Source organism: Stenotrophomonas sp. STEN029, assembly GCF_056760015.1.
This window is the reverse complement of record NZ_JBRREC010000055.1, coordinates 1-20,035: the sequence shown is the minus strand read 5'-3', so window position 1 is coordinate 20,035 and position 20,035 is coordinate 1. Positions and strand designations below refer to the sequence as shown.

The 20,035-nt window shown below is 65.3% G+C and carries 19 protein-coding genes and 1 other RNA gene; 6 read left to right on the top strand and 14 right to left on the bottom strand.

The genetic code is table 11. The features are described from left to right. Positions 1-10: 10 nt before the first annotated feature. Genes murG through mraZ form a run of 9 tightly spaced genes read right to left on the bottom strand, consistent with a single transcriptional unit; the run spans position 11 to position 9,913 of the window. The gene (gene murG / locus ACVOLI_RS12815; RefSeq protein ID WP_481614705.1) at positions 11-1,108 is read right to left on the bottom strand and encodes an undecaprenyldiphospho-muramoylpentapeptide beta-N-acetylglucosaminyltransferase; all 1,098 of its coding nucleotides are present in this window, start codon (positions 1,106-1,108) and stop codon (positions 11-13) included. Next, positions 1,108-2,427 carry a putative lipid II flippase FtsW gene (ftsW, locus tag ACVOLI_RS12810; RefSeq protein ID WP_481614704.1) on the bottom strand — a complete coding sequence of 440 codons (1,320 nt, stop codon included), beginning with the start codon at positions 2,425-2,427 and terminating at the stop codon, positions 1,108-1,110. The genes murG and ftsW overlap by 1 nt, the downstream gene beginning before the upstream one ends. Beyond that, positions 2,427-3,512 (bottom strand): phospho-N-acetylmuramoyl-pentapeptide-transferase, encoded by a 1,086-nt coding sequence (gene mraY / locus ACVOLI_RS12805; RefSeq protein WP_282266363.1) that lies wholly within the window; start codon positions 3,510-3,512, stop codon positions 2,427-2,429. Before mraY ends, ftsW begins: the two co-directional genes overlap by 1 nt. Continuing rightward, on the bottom strand, positions 3,502-4,884 hold the full coding sequence (locus ACVOLI_RS12800) for a UDP-N-acetylmuramoyl-tripeptide--D-alanyl-D-alanine ligase (protein WP_481614703.1): 1,383 nt from the start codon (positions 4,882-4,884) through the stop codon (positions 3,502-3,504). The genes mraY and ACVOLI_RS12800 overlap by 11 nt, the downstream gene beginning before the upstream one ends. After that, entirely contained in the window at positions 4,881-6,356 is a 1,476-nt protein-coding gene (locus ACVOLI_RS12795; RefSeq protein ID WP_481614702.1) for a UDP-N-acetylmuramoyl-L-alanyl-D-glutamate--2,6-diaminopimelate ligase, read from the bottom strand. The genes ACVOLI_RS12800 and ACVOLI_RS12795 overlap by 4 nt, the downstream gene beginning before the upstream one ends. Before the next feature lie 8 nt (positions 6,357-6,364). Beyond that, the gene (locus tag ACVOLI_RS12790) at positions 6,365-8,227 is read right to left on the bottom strand and encodes a peptidoglycan D,D-transpeptidase FtsI family protein (RefSeq protein ID WP_296250027.1); all 1,863 of its coding nucleotides are present in this window, start codon (positions 8,225-8,227) and stop codon (positions 6,365-6,367) included. Continuing rightward, complete coding sequence (gene ftsL, locus ACVOLI_RS12785) at positions 8,224-8,487, bottom strand: cell division protein FtsL (RefSeq protein ID WP_057633384.1); 264 nt, start codon at positions 8,485-8,487, stop codon at positions 8,224-8,226. The genes ACVOLI_RS12790 and ftsL overlap by 4 nt, the downstream gene beginning before the upstream one ends. After that, positions 8,484-9,452: a 16S rRNA (cytosine(1402)-N(4))-methyltransferase RsmH gene (rsmH, locus tag ACVOLI_RS12780; RefSeq protein WP_481614710.1), complete on the bottom strand. Its 969-nt coding sequence runs from the start codon at positions 9,450-9,452 to the stop codon at positions 8,484-8,486. The genes ftsL and rsmH overlap by 4 nt, the downstream gene beginning before the upstream one ends. A 14-nt stretch (positions 9,453-9,466) precedes the next feature. After that, positions 9,467-9,913 carry a division/cell wall cluster transcriptional repressor MraZ gene (mraZ, locus tag ACVOLI_RS12775; protein WP_282266355.1) on the bottom strand — a complete coding sequence of 149 codons (447 nt, stop codon included), beginning with the start codon at positions 9,911-9,913 and terminating at the stop codon, positions 9,467-9,469. A gap of 328 nt (positions 9,914-10,241) precedes the next feature. Here mraZ and ACVOLI_RS12770 point away from each other — a divergent pair, with 328 nt between their 5' ends. Beyond that, a complete protein-coding gene (locus ACVOLI_RS12770; protein WP_481614701.1) occupies positions 10,242-11,018 on the top strand; it encodes an NRDE family protein in 777 nt (258 codons plus the stop codon). A gap of 560 nt (positions 11,019-11,578) precedes the next feature. Here ACVOLI_RS12770 and rnpB read toward each other — a convergent pair. The 3 genes from rnpB to rsmI all read right to left on the bottom strand — a co-directional run bounded on the left by rnpB (position 11,579) and on the right by rsmI (position 13,553). Continuing rightward, an RNA gene (rnpB, locus tag ACVOLI_RS12765) (RNase P RNA component class A) lies at positions 11,579-11,929 on the bottom strand. A gap of 45 nt (positions 11,930-11,974) precedes the next feature. Beyond that, complete coding sequence (locus ACVOLI_RS12760) at positions 11,975-12,739, bottom strand: hypothetical protein (protein ID WP_481614700.1); 765 nt, start codon at positions 12,737-12,739, stop codon at positions 11,975-11,977. Next, the gene (gene rsmI / locus ACVOLI_RS12755) at positions 12,717-13,553 is read right to left on the bottom strand and encodes a 16S rRNA (cytidine(1402)-2'-O)-methyltransferase (protein ID WP_481614699.1); all 837 of its coding nucleotides are present in this window, start codon (positions 13,551-13,553) and stop codon (positions 12,717-12,719) included. Before rsmI ends, ACVOLI_RS12760 begins: the two co-directional genes overlap by 23 nt. An 82-nt stretch (positions 13,554-13,635) precedes the next feature. Between rsmI and ACVOLI_RS12750 the strand changes: the two genes are divergently transcribed. The 5 genes from ACVOLI_RS12750 to ACVOLI_RS12730 are packed head-to-tail and all read left to right on the top strand — an operon-like array spanning position 13,636 to position 18,257. Continuing rightward, the gene (locus ACVOLI_RS12750; protein WP_481614698.1) at positions 13,636-15,357 is read left to right on the top strand and encodes a penicillin-binding protein activator; all 1,722 of its coding nucleotides are present in this window, start codon (positions 13,636-13,638) and stop codon (positions 15,355-15,357) included. After that, the gene (locus ACVOLI_RS12745) at positions 15,347-15,721 is read left to right on the top strand and encodes a YraN family protein (RefSeq protein WP_481614697.1); all 375 of its coding nucleotides are present in this window, start codon (positions 15,347-15,349) and stop codon (positions 15,719-15,721) included. Before ACVOLI_RS12750 ends, ACVOLI_RS12745 begins: the two co-directional genes overlap by 11 nt. Next, positions 15,721-16,266, top strand: coding sequence for a metal-dependent hydrolase (locus ACVOLI_RS12740; RefSeq protein ID WP_481614696.1), 546 nt, complete (start codon positions 15,721-15,723; stop codon positions 16,264-16,266). Before ACVOLI_RS12745 ends, ACVOLI_RS12740 begins: the two co-directional genes overlap by 1 nt. Positions 16,267-16,282: 16 nt before the next feature. After that, positions 16,283-16,855, top strand: coding sequence for a TlpA family protein disulfide reductase (locus ACVOLI_RS12735; RefSeq protein WP_481614695.1), 573 nt, complete (start codon positions 16,283-16,285; stop codon positions 16,853-16,855). A 19-nt stretch (positions 16,856-16,874) separates the two neighbouring features. After that, positions 16,875-18,257 (top strand): FAD-binding oxidoreductase, encoded by a 1,383-nt coding sequence (locus tag ACVOLI_RS12730; RefSeq protein WP_481614694.1) that lies wholly within the window; start codon positions 16,875-16,877, stop codon positions 18,255-18,257. 125 nt (positions 18,258-18,382) lie between these two features. Here the strand turns inward: ACVOLI_RS12730 and ACVOLI_RS12725 are convergent, their stop codons facing one another. Both ACVOLI_RS12725 and ACVOLI_RS12720 read right to left on the bottom strand, forming a co-directional pair. Continuing rightward, positions 18,383-18,937: a GTP-binding protein gene (locus ACVOLI_RS12725; protein WP_481614709.1), complete on the bottom strand. Its 555-nt coding sequence runs from the start codon at positions 18,935-18,937 to the stop codon at positions 18,383-18,385. Continuing rightward, positions 18,934-19,890 (bottom strand): hypothetical protein, encoded by a 957-nt coding sequence (locus tag ACVOLI_RS12720; protein WP_481614693.1) that lies wholly within the window; start codon positions 19,888-19,890, stop codon positions 18,934-18,936. Before ACVOLI_RS12720 ends, ACVOLI_RS12725 begins: the two co-directional genes overlap by 4 nt. Positions 19,891-20,035 lie beyond the last annotated feature (145 nt).

The following is a 20,035-nucleotide window of genomic DNA, read 5'->3' as shown; positions in this document are numbered from 1 at the left end:
GATGCCGTGTTCATGCTGCTTCCTCAAGAATGATGTCAGCGATGCGTTCGGCCGCATCGACCTTGGCCAACCCACGCGCGGCTTGCGCCATCTGCATGCGGTGACCGGGAGTGTTTGCCAGCGTGCGCAGCACGCCTTCCAGGTTGGTCGCCAGCGCGTCGTCCTGCTTGAGCAGTTCGGCGGCACCGCGTTCGACCAGATACTCGGCATTGCGGGTCTGGTGGTCGTCGACCGCAGCGGCGAACGGCACCAGCACGCTGCCGATACCGACCGCACACAACTCGGCCAGGGTCGACGCACCGGAACGGCACACCACCAGATCGGCCCAGCTGTAGGCGGCCGCCATGTCCTTGATGAACATGTCGACGCGGCCTTCCACACCGGCAGCGCGGTAGGCCTGCAGCGCTTCTTCGTGCAGCTTCTCGCCGCACTGGTGCCAGACCTCGATGGCGACGCTGTCACCCAGCGCCGCCAGGGCCTTGGGCATGGCGTTGTTCAAAGCGCGAGCGCCCTGGCTACCGCCCAGCACCAGCACCCGCATCGGCCCACTGCGACCGGCCAAGCGCTGCTCGGGTGCCGGCAATGCGGCGATCTCGGCACGCACCGGATTGCCGACCACCTCTTCCTTGCCTCCGGCAAAGCTGCCCGGGAAACCGGACAGCACGCGGCGCGCGAAACGCGACAGGATGCGGTTGGTCATGCCCGGCGCGCGGTTCTGTTCGTGCACCAGCAACGGCAGGCCATGCAGGCGGGCGGCGATGCCACCGGGACCGGAGGCAAAACCACCAAAAGCCACCACCGCACGCGGCTTGCGATCACGCAGCACATACCCTGCGCTGCGAATCGCGCGCATCACCCGGATCGGTGCACCCAGCAAGGCCAGCTTGCCCTTGCCGCGCAGGCCGGAGATGGCCAGCGTGTCGACATGGATGTCGTGCTGCGGCACCAGGCGGGTTTCCATCGCGCCGTCTGCACCCAGCCAGGTGACCGGGATACCGCGCTCGCGCAGCACCTTGGCCACGGCCAGGCCGGGGAAGATATGGCCGCCGGTACCACCGGCCATGATCATCACCGGACGCTGGTCCTTGTTGGTGTTCGCGGAGGCCATTACGCAATCCTCCCGAAGGTCGGCTCGACACGCTGCTGCATGCGGCTGGTGCCACGTGCTGCGCTGCTCTGCACTGCGGCGGCAACCGAGGTCGCGGTATCCATGCGCGGCTCGACCGGTGCGGCGCCGTGCACTTCGGCAGCGTCAACTTCGACGCCGTCGAGGTCCTCACGGACTTCCTGGCGGCGCACCGCACGGTTGTACTCGTAGGACACGCGCAGCAGCAGGCCCATCGCCACGCAGGTCATCATCACGCTGGAGCCGCCGGAGGAGATCAGCGGCAGGGTCAGGCCCTTGGTCGGCAGCATGCCCAGGTTCACGCCGATCGAGACGAAGGTCTGCAGGCTGATCCACAGCGCGATGCCGAAGGCGATGTAACCGGCAAAGTGGCGACGCATTTCAATGCAGCGCATGCCCAGCCAGAACGCACGGCCGACCAGCAGCACGTACAGACTGATGATGCCGCACACGCCAAGGAAGCCCAGCTCCTCGGCGATCACCGAGAAGATGAAGTCGGTATGCGACTCGGGCAGGTAGTTGAGCTTCTGGATCGACGCGCCCAGGCCCACACCCGTCCACTCGCCGCGGCCGATCGCCATCAGCGCGTTGGACAACTGGTAGCCCGAACCCAGCTGGTCCTGCCACGGGTCCATGAACGAGGTGACACGGCGCATGCGGTAGGGCTCGAAGATCACCAGTGCGATCAGGCCCGGCAACAGCAGCAGCACCGGCAGGATGATGCGCTTGATCTGCGCCCCGCCCAGTACCAGCATGCAGGTGGTGATGCCCAGCAACAACATCGACGAACCAAAGTCAGGCTGCATCAGCAGCAGCACGACCAGCACGCCAACCACGCCGACCGGCTTGAGCATGGCCTGCCAGGTGGCATTGACCTCGTCGCGGAAGCGCACCAGGTAGCTGGACAACCAGACGATGTACAGCACCTTGACCGCTTCCACGGTCTGGAACTTGGAGATACCAAGGTTGATCCAGCGCTGCGCGCCATTGACGCTGCTGCCCAGGCCCGGCACGAACACCACGATCAGCAGGGCGAAGCAGCCCAGCAACAGCAGCTGGTTGTACTTCTCGATTTCCTTCAGCTCCACCCGCATCGTCACGCCAGCCAGGACCACGCCGATGGCGATGAAGATCAGGTGGCGGGTGAGGTAATAGAACGGACTCTGCGTCAGCGCGATGGAGCTGGAAGCCACCATCACGACCCCGATCGAAGCCAGCGCCACGGCGGCGCCGAGCAGCCACTTGTCGTAGCTGCCACCAATGGCTTCAAGTCGGGTTGCCTGACGCGAGTAGTCGTCCATCAGCGCACCTTGAGGGTTGCCAGGCCGATCAGCACCAGCACCACCGAGATGATCCAGAAGCGCACGATCACGCGCGGCTCCGGCCAGCCCTTCAGCTCGAAGTGGTGATGGATCGGTGCCATACGGAACACGCGCTTGCCGGTGAGCTTGAACGACGCCACCTGGATCATCACCGACAGGGTTTCGATCACGAACACACCGCCCATGATCACCAGCACCAGTTCCTGGCGCACGATCACCGCGATGGTGCCGAGCACCGCGCCCAGCGCCAGCGCGCCGACGTCGCCCATGAACACCATGGCCGGATAGGTGTTGAACCAGAGGAAGCCCAGGCCCGCACCGGCAATCGCCGCGCAGATGATGACCAGTTCACCGGCACCGGGAATCTGCGGGATCTGCAGGTAGCTGGAGAACACCGCGTTGCCCGAGGCATAGGCGAACACGCCCAGCGCACAGGCCACCAGCACCGTCGGCATGATCGCCAGACCGTCCAGACCATCGGTCAGGTTGACCGCATTGGAGAAGCCGACGATCCAGAAGTAGGCAATCGCGACGAAGCTGATGCCTGCCAGCGGCAAGGCGATCGACTTGAACATCGGGATGTAGAAGGTCAATTCGGCCGGCACCACCGCGGTCTTGTACAGGAACAGACCAGCCGCCAGGCCGAAGATCGACTGCAGCAGGTACTTCCAGCGCGACTTCAGGCCGTTCGGGTCGCGCTTGGCGATCTTCAACCAGTCGTCGTACCAGCCGATCGCACCGAAGCACAGCATCACCACCAGCACCAGCCACACATAGCGGTTGCGCAGGTCACCCCACAGCAGCACCGAGACCAACACCGTGGTCAGGATCAAGCCGCCGCCCATGGTCGGCGTGCCGGCCTTGGAGAAGTGCGACTGCGGGCCGTCCTTGCGGATCGGCTGGCCGCCCTTGAGCTGGGCCAGGCGGCGGATCGCCATCGGGCCCAACCACAACGACAGCGACAATGCCGTCAGGGCGGCGAGGATGCCGCGGAAGGTGATGTAGTTGAACAACCGGAACAGGCCGTCCAACTGCTGTAGCCAACGGGCCAATTCAAGCAACATGTGTAGTGTCCTCGCCGCGCTTCAGCAGCGCAGTCACGATCTTGTCCATGGCGCTGCCGCGCGAGCCCTTGACCAGGCAACGCACACCAGCATGAAGTTCGGTTTCCAGTGCGGCAGCCAGCGCGGCGTGGGAGTCGAAGTGACGCCCGCCTTCGCCGAATACCGCCGATGCCGATGCGCTCAGCGGGCCCAACGTGTACAGACGCTTGAGACCGGCTTCGCGGGCACGCTGGCCGGCCTGCGCGTGCAGCGACTGCGCGTCCGGGCCCAGCTCACGCATATCACCCAGCACCAGCCAGCCTTCACCCTTGCCAGCGGCCAGCGCGGTGATCGCCGCAGCCAGTGAACCCGGGTTGGCGTTATAGCTGTCGTCGATCAGCACCGCGCCGTTGTCCAGCACGTGGGCGACTTGACGACCAGCGACCGGGCGCGCCTGCGCCAGGCCTTCGACAACCAGCGGCAATGCAATACCGGCGGCCAGTGCCATCGAGGCGGCAGCCAGTGCGTTCAGTACGTTGTGCCGGCCCGGCAGCTGCAGCACCACCTCGGCATCGCCTTGCGGCGTGCGCAGCTGGAAGCGTGAACCAGCCTCGTCCAGCACGATGTTGGTGGCGGTGACGTCGGCGCTGACTTCCAGGCCGAAGCGGATCACCCGGTGGCTGCCAGCGCGCGCAGCGAAGTACGGTGAGAACGCGTCGTCGGCGTTGACCACCGCAACACCGCCATCGCGCAGATCGTCATAGACGGCTGCCTTGGTGTTGGCGATCTCCAGCAGGCTGCCCATGCGCTCCAGATGTGCCGGGGCGACATTGTTGACGATGGACACGTCCGGTGCGGCGATGGCGGTCAGGTAGGCGATATCGCCCGGCTTGCCGGTACCCATCTCGTAGATGGCGAAGTCGGCATCTTCCGGCGCGTCGATCACCGCCAGCGGCAGGCCGATCTCGTTGTTGCGGTTACCCGGCGTGGCATACACATGCTGGCCCAGCACCGCAGCAGCGTGCTGCATCACGGCCAGCAGCAGGTTCTTGACGCTGGTCTTGCCGTTGCTGCCAGTGATGGCGAACACGCGGGTAGCGCGCTGCTGCTGCATCGCTGCGGCAATCTTCGCCAGCGCCAGCTCGGTATTGGCAACCACGATCTGCGGCACTTCCAGCGGCAACAGGCGATCGACAAGCAAGGCGCTGGCACCCTGCTCGACCGCCTTGGCGGCAAAGTCGTGGCCGTCGAAACGCTCGCCGCGCAGGGCGACGTACAGGCTGCCCGCTGCCAGCGTGCGCGTGTCATTGCTGACCGCATCGATGCTGGCGTCGTCGCCGTGGATTTCACCACCGGCCCAATGTGCGATCAGCGACAGAGGCGTGCGCTTCATGCGTGCACCTCGCCATTGGTCTTGCGTGCCTGCAGCGCGCGCGATGCCACGTCGGTGTCATCGAAAGGATGTTTGATACCTGCAATCTCCTGGTAGGGCTCATGGCCCTTGCCGGCGATCAACACGATATCGCCGGCCCCTGCCTGTGCGACCGCGGCGTCGATGGCGCGGGCGCGATCGCGCACCACGTTCACCTGCGCAGGCGTCACAAAGCCAGCCATGATGTCGGCGACGATCACGTCACCATTCTCGCCGCGCGGATTGTCGTCAGTGACGAACACCACGTCGGCCAATGCTTCGGCAATCGCCGCCATCTGCGGGCGCTTGCCAGTGTCACGTTCGCCACCGCAACCGAACACGCACAGCAACCGGCCATCAAGATGACCATGCAGACTGCGCAGCGCCTGTTCCAGCGCGTCGGGAGTGTGGGCGTAATCGATGACCACGGTCGGCTCGCCCTGACCGCCAAGGCGGTTCATGCGGCCACGGATCGGCTGCAGCTGGCCCAGTACCTTGGCGATGCTGTCGCTGGTTTCGCCCAGGCCATGCAGCGCACCGGCCACGGCCAGCAGGTTATCGACGTTGAAGCGGCCCAGCAGCGGCGAGCGCAGCGCATGGCGCTCGTCGCCGATGACCAGATCGAAACCCAGGCCCTGCCCGTCCAGCACCAGCTTCTCGGCGCGGATGGTAGCGCCAGCCTGACCGGTCGAGCTCAGCCCGATCGCCTGCACATCGGCTGCCAGCGTGGTGATCAGTTCACGGCCGAAGGCGTCGTCCAGATTGATCGCCGCAGCCTTCAGGCCCGGACGGTGGAACAGTTTGGCCTTGGCCGCGCCATAGGCCTGCATGTCGCCGTGGTAGTCGAGGTGGTCGCGGGTGAGGTTGGTGAACACCGCCACGTCGTAGTGCACGGCATCGACGCGGCCCTGGTCCAGCGCGTGCGAGCTGACCTCCATCGCCACTGCCTTGGCACCGCCATCGCGCAGCTGGGCCAGCACTTCATGCATCTGCAGCACCAGCGGCGTGGTGAAACCGGTCGGCACCACATCGCCGTACAGGCCAACACCCAGGGTGCCGATCGAGCCGCTGGGCGTGCCCAGCAGATGCCAGGCCTGGCCGAGCAGCTGCACGGTCGAGGTCTTGCCGTTGGTGCCGGTGACGCCAACCATGGTCATCGCCCGCGAGGGCTGGCCATGGAACTGGTCGGCCATCGCGCCCATGCGCGTACGCAGGCCGGGCACCGCGATGGCATCGGCTGGTGCCGGCAGTTCGGCCGGTGCCGGCGGATCAAACAGGATTGCGGCCGCGCCAGCAGCCTTGGCCTGTTCGACAAAGCCCAGCCCATGCGCACCAAAGCCGGCGATTGCGACGAACGCATCACCGGCGCGCACATGCCGTGAATCCAGAACCAGACCGCCGATCTGCGGGTCCTGCGGCAGGACCAGATCGGGCAGCAACTGTGACAACTTCATTGTGTGGCTCACTGGCGCACCTCCGTGGCGGCCGGCGTCGGAGCGACGGCCGTCGGCAGTGCGGCATCAAATTCGGCCGTGGCGTTCGGCGCCTCGTCCGGGTCCTGCGGAATCGGTAGCGGCGCAGCACTGCTACCCGGCTTGCCGCCCACCTTGCCGGCGGCCTGCGCGGCCAGCCACGACTGGATGTCGTCCGGCGGCACGTCCATCAAGCGCAGCGTGCCTTCCATCACGTGGTGGAACACCGGTGCGGAGACCAGACCGCCGTACTGCAGCGAGCCTTGTGGGTCGTTGACCACGATCACCGCCGCATAACGCGGCGCGGTAGCCGGCACGACACCGGCGAACAGCAGGTTGTAATGGCCACGCTCGTAGCCATTGGGGCCGTTCTTGCGCGCGGTGCCGGTCTTGCCGGCCACGTGGTAACCAAGAATCGCCGCCTGCTTGGCGCCGCCATTGGTGACCACGGTTTCCATCATGCGCACGACTTCGCGCGCCACTTCCGGGTCGATGACCTGGCGTGCTTCGTTGCGCTGGCCCTTGATGAAGGTCGGCTGGATCACCTGCCCGCCATTGGCCAGCGCCGAGTACGCCTGCGCGATCTGCAGCGGCGTCACCGACAGGCCGTAGCCGTAGGACATGGTGGTCTTGGTGGTGCCATACCAGCTCGGGCTGCCCGGGCGCGCGACAACGCCGGCAGATTCGCCGGGGAAGCCGCTGTTCGGGGCAACGCCGTAGCCGAAGCCACGCACCGAGTCGTAGAAGGTCTGGTCCGGGATACGCGCCACGATCTTGGCCGCGCCGATGTTCGAGCTGCGGGTAATCACGCCGGTGACATTGAGCACGCCATTGTTACGCGGCACGTCACGGATGGTGTAACGGCCCAGCGACATGTAACCCGGATTGGTATCGATGATCGTGTCCGGCGTCACCACGTGGTTCTGCAACGCGGTGGCAATGGTCAGCGGCTTCATCGTCGAACCGGGTTCGACCAGATCGGTGACCGCGCGGTTGCGGCGCGTGTCCGGGGTCGCACCACTGATCGAATTCGGGTTGTAGGTCGGCAGGTTGGCCATGGCCATCACTTCGCCGGTGGCCACGTCCATGATCACGATGGAACCACCAGCCGCCTTGTTGGTGGTGACCGCATTGCGCAGCTCGCGCATCGCCAGGAACTGGATGCGGCGGTCGATGCTCAGGGTCAGGTCCTTGCCCGGCTCGGCAGGGCGCACCAGGTCGATGCTCTCGACGATCGCGCCCTTGCGGTCGCGGATGACCCGCTTTGCGCCAGGCTTGCCGCGCAGCCATTCGTCGAAGGCCAGCTCCAGCCCTTCCTGGCCGAGATCATCGATATTGGTGAAGCCGAGCACGTGTGCCATCGCCTCACCCTGCGGGTAATAGCGACGGAACTCGCGCTGCGAGAACACACCGGGAATCTTCAGCGCGACTACCTGCTCGGCAACGTCCGGATTGATCCGGCGGCGCAGGTACATGAATTCCTTGTCGGCCTTCTGGGTCAGCTTGGTGGTCAGCTCGTCCACCGGCAGCGACAGCGCGCGCGCCAGCTCGGGAATACGCTCGGGCGTGCGCAGCAGTTCCTGCGGATTGACCCAGATCGATGCCACCGGCGTGGACACCGCCACCGGCTCGCCATTGCGATCGGTGATCATGCCGCGCGAGGTCGGGATCGGCACATCGCGCAGGAAGCGTGCTTCGCCTTCGCGCTGGTAGAAATCGTTGTTGATCAGCTGCACATACGCGGCACGACCAACCAGCGTCACCGCACACAGACCCAGCCCCACGCCGACCATCAGCATGCGGTTGCGCAGATTGAACTGCGTGCGGGTACGGTTGCGGCTGGGCTTGTTCATGGCCGGATCACCACGATGTCAGCAGCCTCGGGGAACTTCATGCCCAGACGGCCACGGGCTTCCTGGTCCACGCGCGTGGCCTGGGCCAGGGTCGCCTGCTCCAGCTGCAGGCGGCCGAACTCGATGTTGAGCTCGTCGCGCGCGTGCTCCAGCTTGGACAGCTCGACGAACAGCTGGCGGTGGCGATGGCGCATGAACACCACGCCGATTGCCGAGGCAATCGTGCACGCCAGCAGGACAATCAACAGTAGGCGGCTCATCCGGCCACCTCGCACTTCTGGGCCACGCGCAGCACGGCGCTGCGCGAGCGCGGGTTCATCGCCAGCTCGTCGTCATCGGCCTTGATGGCGCCGCCGATCAGTTCCAGCGTCGGCACGAAGGCCTGCAGTTCCGGCAGCCTGCGATTGGTCGGCGGCGCCTTGGCATGGCGGTTCATGAACTGCTTGACGATGCGGTCTTCCAGCGAGTGGAAGCTGATCACCGCCAAACGGCCACCGGGCTTGAGCCGCGCCATCGCCGCGTCCAGGCCGGCTTCAAGGTCGGCCAGTTCGCGGTTGATGTGGATGCGGATGGCCTGGAAACTGCGCGTGGCCGGATGGATCTTGTCCTTGCCACGCGGCATTACCGAGGCGATCAGCTCGGCCAGCTCAGCGGTACGCGTGAACGGCTGCTTCTCGCGCCGGGCAACGATGGCGCGGGCAATGCGGCGGCTCTGGCGTTCATCGCCATAGGTGAACAGCACGTCGGCGATTTCGCGGTCTTCGGCGCGGTTCAACCAATCCGCAGCGCTTTCACCCGAGTCCGGGTCCATGCGCATGTCCAGCGGGCCATCCTTGCCGAAGCTGAAACCACGCTCCGCCACGTCCAACTGCGGCGAGGACACGCCGAGATCGAACAGAACGCCATCCAGACCGGCAGCGGTTTCGCTCCAGTCCAGCAGATCGGCAAAGCTGCCGCGATAGATCGAGACACGGCCGTCCGGCGCGAAATCGCGCTCGGCCACGGCAATGGCCTCGGGGTCCTTGTCCATCACCAGCAGGCGCCCATCCGCGCCAAGCTGGCGCAGCACGCCGCCAGCGTGACCGCCACGACCGAACGTGCCATCCAGATAAGTACCGTTTTCGATCACCCTCAGGCCGTCAAGGACCTGGGTGTACAGCACCGGCAGGTGAGCTGCCGGCGGCTGCGACACCGCTGGGTGACCGGCCTGCGCTCCTCCGCGCACCCGGGCACCCCGGCTCACAACTTGAGATCGAGAAGCCCATCGCCCAGATCCTCGTCAGACAACGTCTGCTGGATCAGTGCGCGATGCGCTTGCTCGCTCCACAATTCGAACTTGTCCCCCATGCCCATCAGCACTGCTTTCTTCTCGATGCCCACCGCGCTGCGGTGACTGGACGGCAAGCTGATACGGCCATTGCCATCCAACTCCAGATGAGCGGCCGAGCCGACAAGCTTCTGCTGCAGGGTGCGCACTACACGCTGGGTATTGGGCTTTGCCATTACGTCGTCCCGCACCCGCTCCCACTCCTGCTCTGAGTACAACCACAGGCAACCGGCCTCGAACGGGTTGTAGGTCAGCACAAGGCGATTGCCACTGGCGCGCGCAACCAGGTCGCGATAGGCGGTTGGAACCGCCATGCGTCCTTTGTCGTCAACCGTGATGGCAGTCTCACCCTGGAACACGCCTGCGGCACCCGTTCGTTCGTTTTGCTTGGGAAGTCATTGAACCACGAAAAACCACAAAAAACCCGGTTTTCCCTCTGATGCCCACCTTAGCAGCGACCCTAGGGTTGTCAACAACTTTCCGCGCACAAAATCACGTGCCGCATCAATGGCTTGCGCCAATGTTTAGAGAGTTGTTCAAGGTTTATCCACAAGTTACTGTTTCGTCTCAAATTTTGAGATTTGTATGAAATTCAGTGGTGTAGAGACAGCGTGAAAAGCGAGCCGCAGCCCAGCCGCCATTCAGCCGCGTATGGCTCACGCGCGCGCAAAACGGCACACTCCGTGCATGTGTCTTGTCGCCCTCGCCTGGAAAACCCACCCGCATTGGCGCCTGCTCATGGTCGGCAACCGTGACGAGTTCCACGCCCGCCCCACCGCGCCAATGCAGCGCTGGCCATGGCCCCATGACAACGTGATCGCCGGCCGCGACCTGCGTTCCGGCGGCAGCTGGATGGGCGTGAATCTGCGCGGGCAAGCCGCCGTGGTCACCAATGTGCGAGACCCAAGCGCAGCCACCGGCGGCCCTTCGCGCGGCGAGCTGATCGCCAGCTACCTGGCTGGCGGACAGCCGGCCACGGACTGTGCCGACACCCTGGCCAGCCGGGCGCCAGAGTTCGCACCGTTCAATCTATTGGTCGCCGACGCTGAAAGCTGTAGCTATCTGGGCAACCATCCGCAGGCCCGGCAGGATCTAGCGCCAGGCGTGCACGGCATGTCGAACGGCGCACTGGATGCCCCCTGGCCCAAGACCCGGCGCCTGATGGACGTACTCGAGGATTGGTTGGCCGCCGGTAGTGACGGTCTGGAGCCGCTCTGGGCGGCGCTGGCCGATGAGCAGCAGGCGCAGGACGCTCAACTGCCATCTACCGGCGTTCCACTGGAGTTGGAGCGATTGCTATCGAGCGCCTTCATACGCGGAACCGACTATGGCACCCGCGCCAGCACCATCGTGGCGATCGACCATGATGGCGGCGGTTTCATCCACGAACGCAGTTTCGGCCCGGATGGCGTGTATCTGGGGGAGACACGCATGGAGATTGGGAAAGAAGGCTTTGGCTCCTAGCCCCCCTTTCGCCGCAGCTTGATCCCCTCCCTTTCGCCGCAGGCGAAGGGGAGGGTTAGGGAGGGGTGCTTTGGCTTTGGCTTTGGCTTTGGCTTTGACCCACAGCGAAAGCAAGATCAAAAGCTCCCCCATCCGCCCTACGGGCACCTTCCCCCGCAAGCGGGAGAAGGGAAAGAACACAGCAAGGCAGGAACAACAGCCAAGGCCAAAGCCACGGCAACAGCAACAGCAACAGCAACAGCAACAGCCAGAGCCAAAGCCAAAGCCAAAGCCTCAGCAAAAGCCAGAGGCAGAGGCAAGAGCAAGAGCCACAACCACAATCACAATCAGGGCTAGAACTGGAGCCGAAAGCAGAGCAAAAGCCACAGCCACAAAAGCTACAGCCGCACTTTCCCCACCACGATGCACAGCGAGCCAAGCAAAAAATCCGAAGAGCAACAGCCCCCTTTAGTAAAGGGGGCGCGCCGACAGGCGCGGGGAATTGGAAGGCTAAAGGCCTGGGGCCCAAAGTTTTGCCACGCAAAACTTTGGGGCTTTTTCTGCCCGGCGGGCAGAAAAAGCGGCGGAGCCGGCCGATAAGCCGGGTTTTGTCGTGGACAGTCATTCCTCTAGGCGCTACGTCACCGTAACGCTCAAGCAACCTACCCGGACCCGACGCGGGCCACGCCATTAGGTCCCTATTTGGTCTTGCTCCAGGTGGGGTTTGCCGTACCGGTCTGTTACCAGACTCGCGGTGCGCTCTTACCGCACCATTTCACCCTTACCACGCACCCGAAGGCCGTTCGGCGGTATCTTTCTGTTGCACTTTCCGTCGGCTCGCGCCGCCCAGGCGTTACCTGGCACCTTGCCCTGTGGAGCCCGGACTTTCCTCGGCATTCCCGAAGGAATGACGCGACTGTCTGGCCGACTCCGCCGCGCGTATTGTCGCACGTCCAGCACCACACCGGCCGATCATTTCATTCAGCTGCAAGCATCCGGTAACGCAGCGGTCGCACGCCGTCATGCGTGAATGAGAGCAACCAACCTTCATGCAGGATGTCGATCTGCTGGAAGTCCGCGTGCGCGCCGCTGCCCAGCAACTGCCGTGACAATTCATCCAGGGCGGCCAGAGCCCAGCTGCGCAGCACTGCGGGATCGGCATCTTCGACGAAAGCCACTGCCGGCAACGGCCAATTGTCGTACAGCAGCAACACATTGCGCGATTGCCGCGCATAGCCCGGCTTGTGCAGGACTTGGCGCTTCTTCTCCACTGCCCAGCGCATCACTTCCACCCACAGCCGCTCGGGCTCATCGCCCGCCCATGGACTGCCCTCATAGGTGTCAGCCAGCAACTGCCGCAGCAGCGGACTATCCCATTCGGCCCGCGCCTCCTCGGCGCGATGCTGCGGCACCGGCCGCACCCAGCCGGAGTTGATGCCGTTCAACTTGGCCTGCACCTGCTTGAAGGCCTCAGGCACCACTTCCATGCATTCCACGCCGACCCGCTCATTACCCGTGTCCAACATGAAGTCCGGGCTTTCGCGTTTACGCACCCGCAGCGGATAGACCAGTTCCGATGCCCAGGCGGTCAACCAGCGCACCATCATCCAGCGCTCGCGCTGGGTCTTGATCTCGCCGCCAGTGCCACCCGCCAGCGGGTGCTCGCGCAGGTCCAGTTGCTGGCGCAGGCTGGCAGCATCGGCCGCCGCCCACATCGCCTCAGTCGTTGCTGCCCTGTCCATACAAAGCCTTGCGCGGCGCGCCGCTCAGTTCGGCCGCCAGCTTGGCAGCTGTGGAAGGCGGCAGGTGCTCGTTCAATTTGGCGTACAAGCGGCGTCCCTCGGCAACTTTTGCTTCCTCGTCGTCGCCGGCGCCCTGCACCATCACCACGAACTCGCCCTTGCGCTGGTTATCGTCGGCCAGCACCTTGTCCAGCAGTTGCTCCAGGCTGCCATCGAGCACGGTTTCGAACAGTTTGGTCAATTCGCGCGCCACCACCGCCGGACGTTCACCACCAAAGGCCGCCGCCATGTCAGTCAGTGATTCGGCGATTCGGTGCGAGGACTCATAGAACACCAAAGTACCGGTCTCGGCCGCCAGCTTGTTCAGGCGCTCACGTCGGGCCGCGCCCTTGGCCGGCAGGAAACCTTCAAATACAAAGCGATCACTGGGCAACCCGGCCACGCTCAGGGCGGCAATTGCCGCGCAGGCGCCTGGGATTGGGCTGACCTTGACCCCGGCCACACGCGCCGCGCGCACCAGACGGAAGCCCGGGTCGCTGACCAGCGGCGTGCCGGCATCGCTGACCACCGCCAACGACTCACCGCCCAGCAGGCGCGCCACGATGCGTTCGGCCATCGCTTCTTCGTTGTGGTCGTGCAGCGCCACCAAGGGTTTGCTGATGCCGAAATGCGATAACAGCTGACCGGTATGACGGGTGTCTTCCGCGCAGATGGCGGCCACCGAACGCAGCACCTCCTGTGCACGCGGGCTCAGATCGCCAAGGTTGCCAATCGGCGTGGCAACGACATACAAGGTGGCAGCAGCAGTACTCATCATCGGTATTTCCGTGGGCCAAGGGTAGAATCGTACCGTTTCCCCCGCCCGGCACTGCCGCGCCCTGTCGAACGGACCTCAAATGAACAAGCCAGCCGCACGGATTTCCGCCCTGTCACTGTCGATGCTGCTGTTCGTCGGCTGCGCCACCACCAGCGTAGCGCCGACCAGCTCCCCCGCCCAGCAGGCCGCCATCGCCCTGCTTGAACAAGGCAAACCGCGCGACGCCGCACAGCAACTGGAAGCCCAGGCCGCACTGGTACGTGGCGCCGCCAAGAGCCCCTTGCTGGCCGATGCCGCCTTTGCCTGGCAGGAAGCCGGTGACAGCGCGCGTGCGCGCATGCTGATGGCACAGGTGCAGCCGCGCCAGCTGTCTGGCGCCACCCGCCAGCGGTTCAACCTGTTGCAGGCCGAGCTGGCGCTGGGCGACAAGCAGCCGGCCACCGTGCTGCAGGTATTGACCGAGAATCCGGCAGCGCTGCCGGCGCCACTGCAGGCACGCTGGTACCTGGCCCGCGCGCAGGCGCTGGAAGCCACCGGCGATGCCTTCGCCGCGGCTGCCGAGCGCGCCCGTGCCGGCGCCCTGCTCAGCGGCAGCGAGCGCAATGACAACCAGCGCGCCATCACCCGCCTGCTGGCCGGCCTGAACGACGCCACCCTGAGCAGCCGCGCCGCCGCGCTGCCGGTCGGTGATCCGCTTTACAACCACGCCGGCCGCGCCCTGATCGGCCGTGGCCTGCCGCTGCCGCGTCCGTTCGACCGCGACACCGCCTCGCTGGATACCAGCAAGCGCCCGGCCGCGGATGCCGACGGCTACCGCCCGCCGGTGAAGATGGCGGTGCTGTTGCCGCTCAGCGGCAACCTGGCCGCCGCCGGTGCTTCGGTTCGTGATGGTCTGCTGGCCGCGTACTACGGCGAAAGCCGTCGCCGCCCGTCAATCGACTTCATTGACACCAAGGGCACCGCCAGCGGTGCCGGCGCGGCCTATGACAAGGCGGTCGGCAACGGCGTCGACTTCATTGTCGGCCCGCTCGGCCGCGACGAAGTGGACGCGCTGTTCCACCGCAGCGAGCTGCCGGTGCCCCTGCTTGCCCTGAATCGCGGCAAGGACGCACCGCCGCCGGGCAACGCCGCATTCTCGCTGGCCCCGGAAGACGACGGCCTGATGGCCGCCGAGTACCTGCTCGGCCGCGAGCGCCGCAATGTGCTGGTGATCGCCAGCAGTGACGACGCCGGTCGTCGTTCCAGCGGTGCCTTCAAGGAACGTTTCAGTGAGCGCGGCGGCAAGATCGCCGCGACCATCACTGTCGGCGACGTGCCGGCCGACATCACCGCACAGCTGCGCCAGGCAACCGGCGTCGACGCGATCCTGCTCGCGGTCAAGGGCAACCAGGCGCGCGTACTGGCGCCGCAGCTTGCCCTGGCCGGCTTGGGCGGCGTCAGCCGTGTCGGCACCTCGCAGCTGACCGCAGGCACCGGCAAGGCCGAAGACGACGTCGCCCTGGATGGCATCGCCTTCCCGACCGAGGCCTGGAGCAGCCGCGGCGTTGCCGGCCTGCCGGCGGCGGCGGCAGTTGCCGCCACGTTACCCACCGCACGCGGTGGTGCCAGCCGCCTGTTCGCCTTCGGCTACGACGCATGGAAGATCACCGCCTACATGGAGAAGCTGGCCAACAGCACCAGCGGCGGCCTCAGCGGTGCCACCGGCACCCTGCACCTGGACGGTTTCGGCAACGTGCTGCGCACGCCGGCCTGGTCGACCTTCAGCACGGGCCGCCCGGTCGCCATCGGTGATGGCCGCTGAGCAGAACGAACGCGGCGCAGCGGTGGAAACCGCTGCCCGTGCACTGCTGCAGAACGCTGGCTTGCAATGGAGGGCAAGCAATGTGCGCTTTCGCGGCGGTGAGCTTGACCTGGTGATGTACGACCGCGAAGCAGCCAGCCTGGTCTTTGTCGAAGTGCGTTACCGCCGCTCAGCCCAGTTTGGTGGCGGCGCTGCCTCCATCGATGCCAGCAAGCGCCGCAAGCTGGTCCGCGCCGCCCAGCTCTACCTCAACCAACACCCCGCGCTGGCCAACAGCCCCTGCCGCTTCGATGTGGTCGAAGCCAGTGGCGAGCCGCCGCGCCTGAACTGGATACGCGACGCCTTCCGCGTCGACGACTGCTGATGCCAAGCATATTCACCCACGCCGCGATCCCACTTGCACTGTGGTGCGCCAGCGAGCGCGGACGTATTTCCACGCGCCTGTTGGGCGCGGGCGTTGCCGCGGCAATGCTGCCCGATGCCGACGTACTGGCCTTCGCCCTGCATATCCCCTACGCCGACAGCTTTGGTCATCGCGGTGCCAGCCACTCGCTGTTGTTCGCCACGCTGTTGGCGGCCCTGGCCATTGCCTTTGCCAAGGCACTGCGTGCGAGCCGCGTGCAGGCGTTTGCATTCGTCTTCATCTGCGCGCTGTCGCATCCGTTGTTGGACGCCCTGACCTCCGGCGGCCTCGGTGTAGCGCTGTGGTGGCCATGGAGTGACCAGCGTCTGTTCGCCCCGTGGCGGCCCATCCGCGTATCCCCGTTCGCCAACAACTTCTTCAGCGCGCGCGGCTTGCAGACGGTGCTGTCGGAGCTGCGCTGGGTATGGCTGCCGTTGCTGGTGGCGGTGATCGGCTGGAAGATGGTTCAATCGCCGCAGGGTTGGCGCCGCCGCGCCGACGACTGAGCCACACGGGGAAACCATGCGCTATCGCCTGCTGCAGTCTTCAAGACTGCTGTTGTCCTGCTGCCTGTTACTGCTGTCCATCCCATCATTCGCCACCGCTGGAGTTCCTGCCGCCGGCGAGTTCCCGCCCTCGATCGCACTCGGCAAGAACCTGCCTGGCGAACTGGTCGACCTGCAGCAACGTCGCGGCAAGGTGGTCATCATGACCTTCTGGGCGAGCTGGTGTGGCCCCTGCATGCGCGAACTACCCGTGCTGGCGCACCTGCAGAGCGTGGTTGGCAAGGACGCACTGGAGGTCATCGCAGTGAACTGGAACGAACCGCGCGCGCAGGTGGTGGACTTTGCCCGCCGCAACAGGAAGCTCGACCTTGAATACGTACTCGACAGCAAGGGCAAGGCTGCCGAGGCCTATGGGGTACAGGCCATCCCCCTGATGTTCGTGCTGGACCAGGATGGCCGCATCAGCGCCGTCCATCGCGGTTATTCGGAAGAGTCGCTACCGGGGATCCTTGAGCAGGTGCTGGCCCTGCTGCCCGAACATGTACGCACGCGGCCAGCGCAGAACACCAAGACCGGCAGCAGCGGATGACACGGCCTAGAATGGACGGGTGAACACCGCCCTTTCCGACGCATTCAAGCACACCCTGGCACAGCTGCTGGGCGATGGCTGGCGCACCGACGCCACCTCGCTCGCAGCCCATGCGCAGGACAACTCCTGGCGCCATGCCTTGCCACAAGGCGTGGCCCTGCCAAGCACACGCGAACAGGTTCAAGCCATCGTCCGCGCCTGCCGCGAACACGGCGTGCCGCTGGTCGGTCGCGGCACCGGCACCGGCACCACCGGCGCTGCGGTACCCACGGCTGGCGGCATCGTGCTGTCGTTCGCACGCATGAACCGCATCGTTGCGATACAACCCGGCGATCGCTGCGCGGTGGTCGAACCCGGCGTACTCAACGGCGATCTGCAACAGGCACTGATGCCGCACGGCCTGTTCTGGCCGCCGGATCCTTCCAGTGCGGATATCTGCAGCATCGGCGGCAACCTGGCCTGCAATGCTGGCGGCCCACGCGCGGTGAAGTACGGCACCAGCCGCGACAACGTACTTGGCCTGGTCGCGGTCACCGGCACAGGTGAATTGATCCAGTGCGGCGGCCCCTACACCAAGGATTCCACCGGCTACGACCTCACCCATCTGCTGGTTGGCAGCGAAGGCACGCTGGCGCTGATCGTCGAAGCCACACTCAAGCTGACCCCTCGCCCGCGCAGCCAGGCCGGCCTGCGCGTGCTGTACCGCGATGCCGAAGCGGCTGCCGCTGCCGTATCGCGGGTGATGGCACAACCGGTGACGCCGACCACGCTGGAATTCATGGATGCCCGCAGCCTGCAGCTGCTGCGTCACAACGGTGCGCAGGTACCGGAGGCCGGTGCGATGTTGCTGATCGACGCAGACGGTGATGAAGACACCCTGCCCTACCTGTTGAATGCCTTGGCCGAAGCGGCTGAAGGCGACGGCATGCTGGCGCTGGATGTGGCCACCGATGGCAGCGCGCGCGACAAGTTGTGGGCGGCACGCCGCGCGCTGTCACCGGCGCTGAAAACCATCGCGCCAGGCAAGATCAACGAAGACGTGGTGGTGCCGGTGTCGCAGATCCCGGCGCTGGTGGAAGGCGTGCAGCGACTCTCCGAACAGGCCCGGCTGCCGATCGTCACCTTCGGCCATGCCGGCAACGGCAACCTGCACGTCAACATCCTCTATCACCCGGATGATGCGGACGAGAATGCGCGCGCGCATGCGGCCCTGCCCAAGGTATTTGCATTGGCGCTGCAGATGGGCGGCACCTTGTCGGGTGAGCATGGCATTGGCCTGGCCAAGCGCGATTTCATGGCGCAGGCATTTTCAGCAGGCACCCTGGCGACGATGCGCGCGATCAAGCAGGCGCTGGACCCGGACGGCATCCTCAATCCGGGCAAGGTGTTGCCGGAGGCGTAGGGCACGGCTGGCTGTAGTGCCGAGCCATGCTCGGCAGGGGCTTTACAAGCGCCACGCCTGACAGCTCACCGGCTTCGCGGCTTACGCCGCTCCTACAACCCGACGCCGCTCCTGCAATGGACAGCTCAGGCAATCGCTTCGGCGTAGCGGCAGGACAGCAAGGCCTTGATCAGGAAATCGACCTGGCTGGTCTCGCGGGCGTCCACCCACATCACCGGCAAGCGATGGCCTTCGCCGGTAAGGGCATTGCGGAAATCGCCGAAGCTGAAATCAGGCTGGCGGTCCTGGCAGGTCACACCCACGGCAAAGCAGGCATCCGGTGCCAACGCACGGAAACGCTCCAGCAGTGTCAACGTACTTGGCAGCGCGCGCGGGTTGAGTGCGCTCACAAGTACGATCACGCCAATTGCGCCTTCCGCCACGATCGGCCACATGAAATCCAGGTAGGCCTGGCCCGGCACGCCATAGACGTGCAGCAACTCACCATCGCCCAGTTCAATGGAGCTGTAATCCAGCGCCACCGTCGTATGCGATTTATCCTCGAATGCTTCCAGCGCTGCTTCGTCGCTGATCGGCATTTCCGTACTGATCGGTTCCATGTCCGAGATCGACCGGATCGCAGTCGTTTTACCCGCACCCATTTCACCGACAAAAACCAACTTGGTTGCCATAGCCGTCAGACCTGAAGCCCCTTGGAAAAATTGAGCCCGAATCGCTTGGCGATACGTGTGAAGAAACCGGACACCTTGTTGCCGGAACCCTGCGCGGGTGCAGCCCCGCTGCCGCTGCCATCAAGCAGCCCGGTACAGGCCGCCGCGGCCATGATACGGGCAATATCATCCAATGACGTGCCGGTGGCCTGCGCCAGTTCGCCCGGCTGCCACGGCCGCCGCATCATCGCCGCCATCGGCAACAGCCATTGCACCGGCAACTTGCCGGTCTCGACCTCCGGCCAGCCGCGCAGCTGGCATGGGTTTGCGGTCTCCCGTTGCAGCAGCGGCTCCGGCGAGCGTGCCGCCGCCTGCCAACAGAAATCCTCGAAGGCATGGGTGCTGACCGCATCGGCCATGCATTCATCCACGGCCTCGGCGCTGCCGAGCTGCGACAGGGTCCAGCCCGGCTCGGCGGCGGCCTTCAGGAAGTTCTCATAGGGCAGATCACGCAGCAGGGTAGCCCGCGTATGCGTGGCATCGATCAGCAGCTTGACCAGGCCCATGTGCAGCAGGCAGGGCTTGCCTTTGCTGCCACTCAAACTGCGGAACAGCGTGCGCGGTTTGTAACGCTCGCCGCTGTTGTCAGACGCCACCAGCAGCTGTCGCAGCTGCTGGTAGATATCGCGGACGCTGGCGCCGTAGGCCACGCCCGGAATGCTCAGGCCCGACAATACCTTGCGTGTGACCGCCAGCACCGGCAAACCCTGCTGACTGGCCTCCCGCAGCAATTGCTGGCCATTGCTGTCATCAATACAGGCCACCAGCAGATCCACCTGTTGGTGGCTCCACTCCTGCACCTCGGCCTGGATGTACTCGGCCATCAGCAACGAACTGGCAACCTTCAGCCGCATCATGTGCAGGACATCCAAACCCTGGCAGCCGATAACGGCCGCAGAGATCTTGCGGGCGGGTGCACTCATGGTGTCGATCAAGTCTGTGAGTCGAAGCTCTATCGGCGTGGGGGGGGGGGGGGGGGGGGGGGGGGGGGCGCCGGCGGGGGACGAGGGTAACGGCAAGTAAGCAGTGTATGTCGCCGCGCGGCCAGTCTGCGGGGGCCGCGCGGAC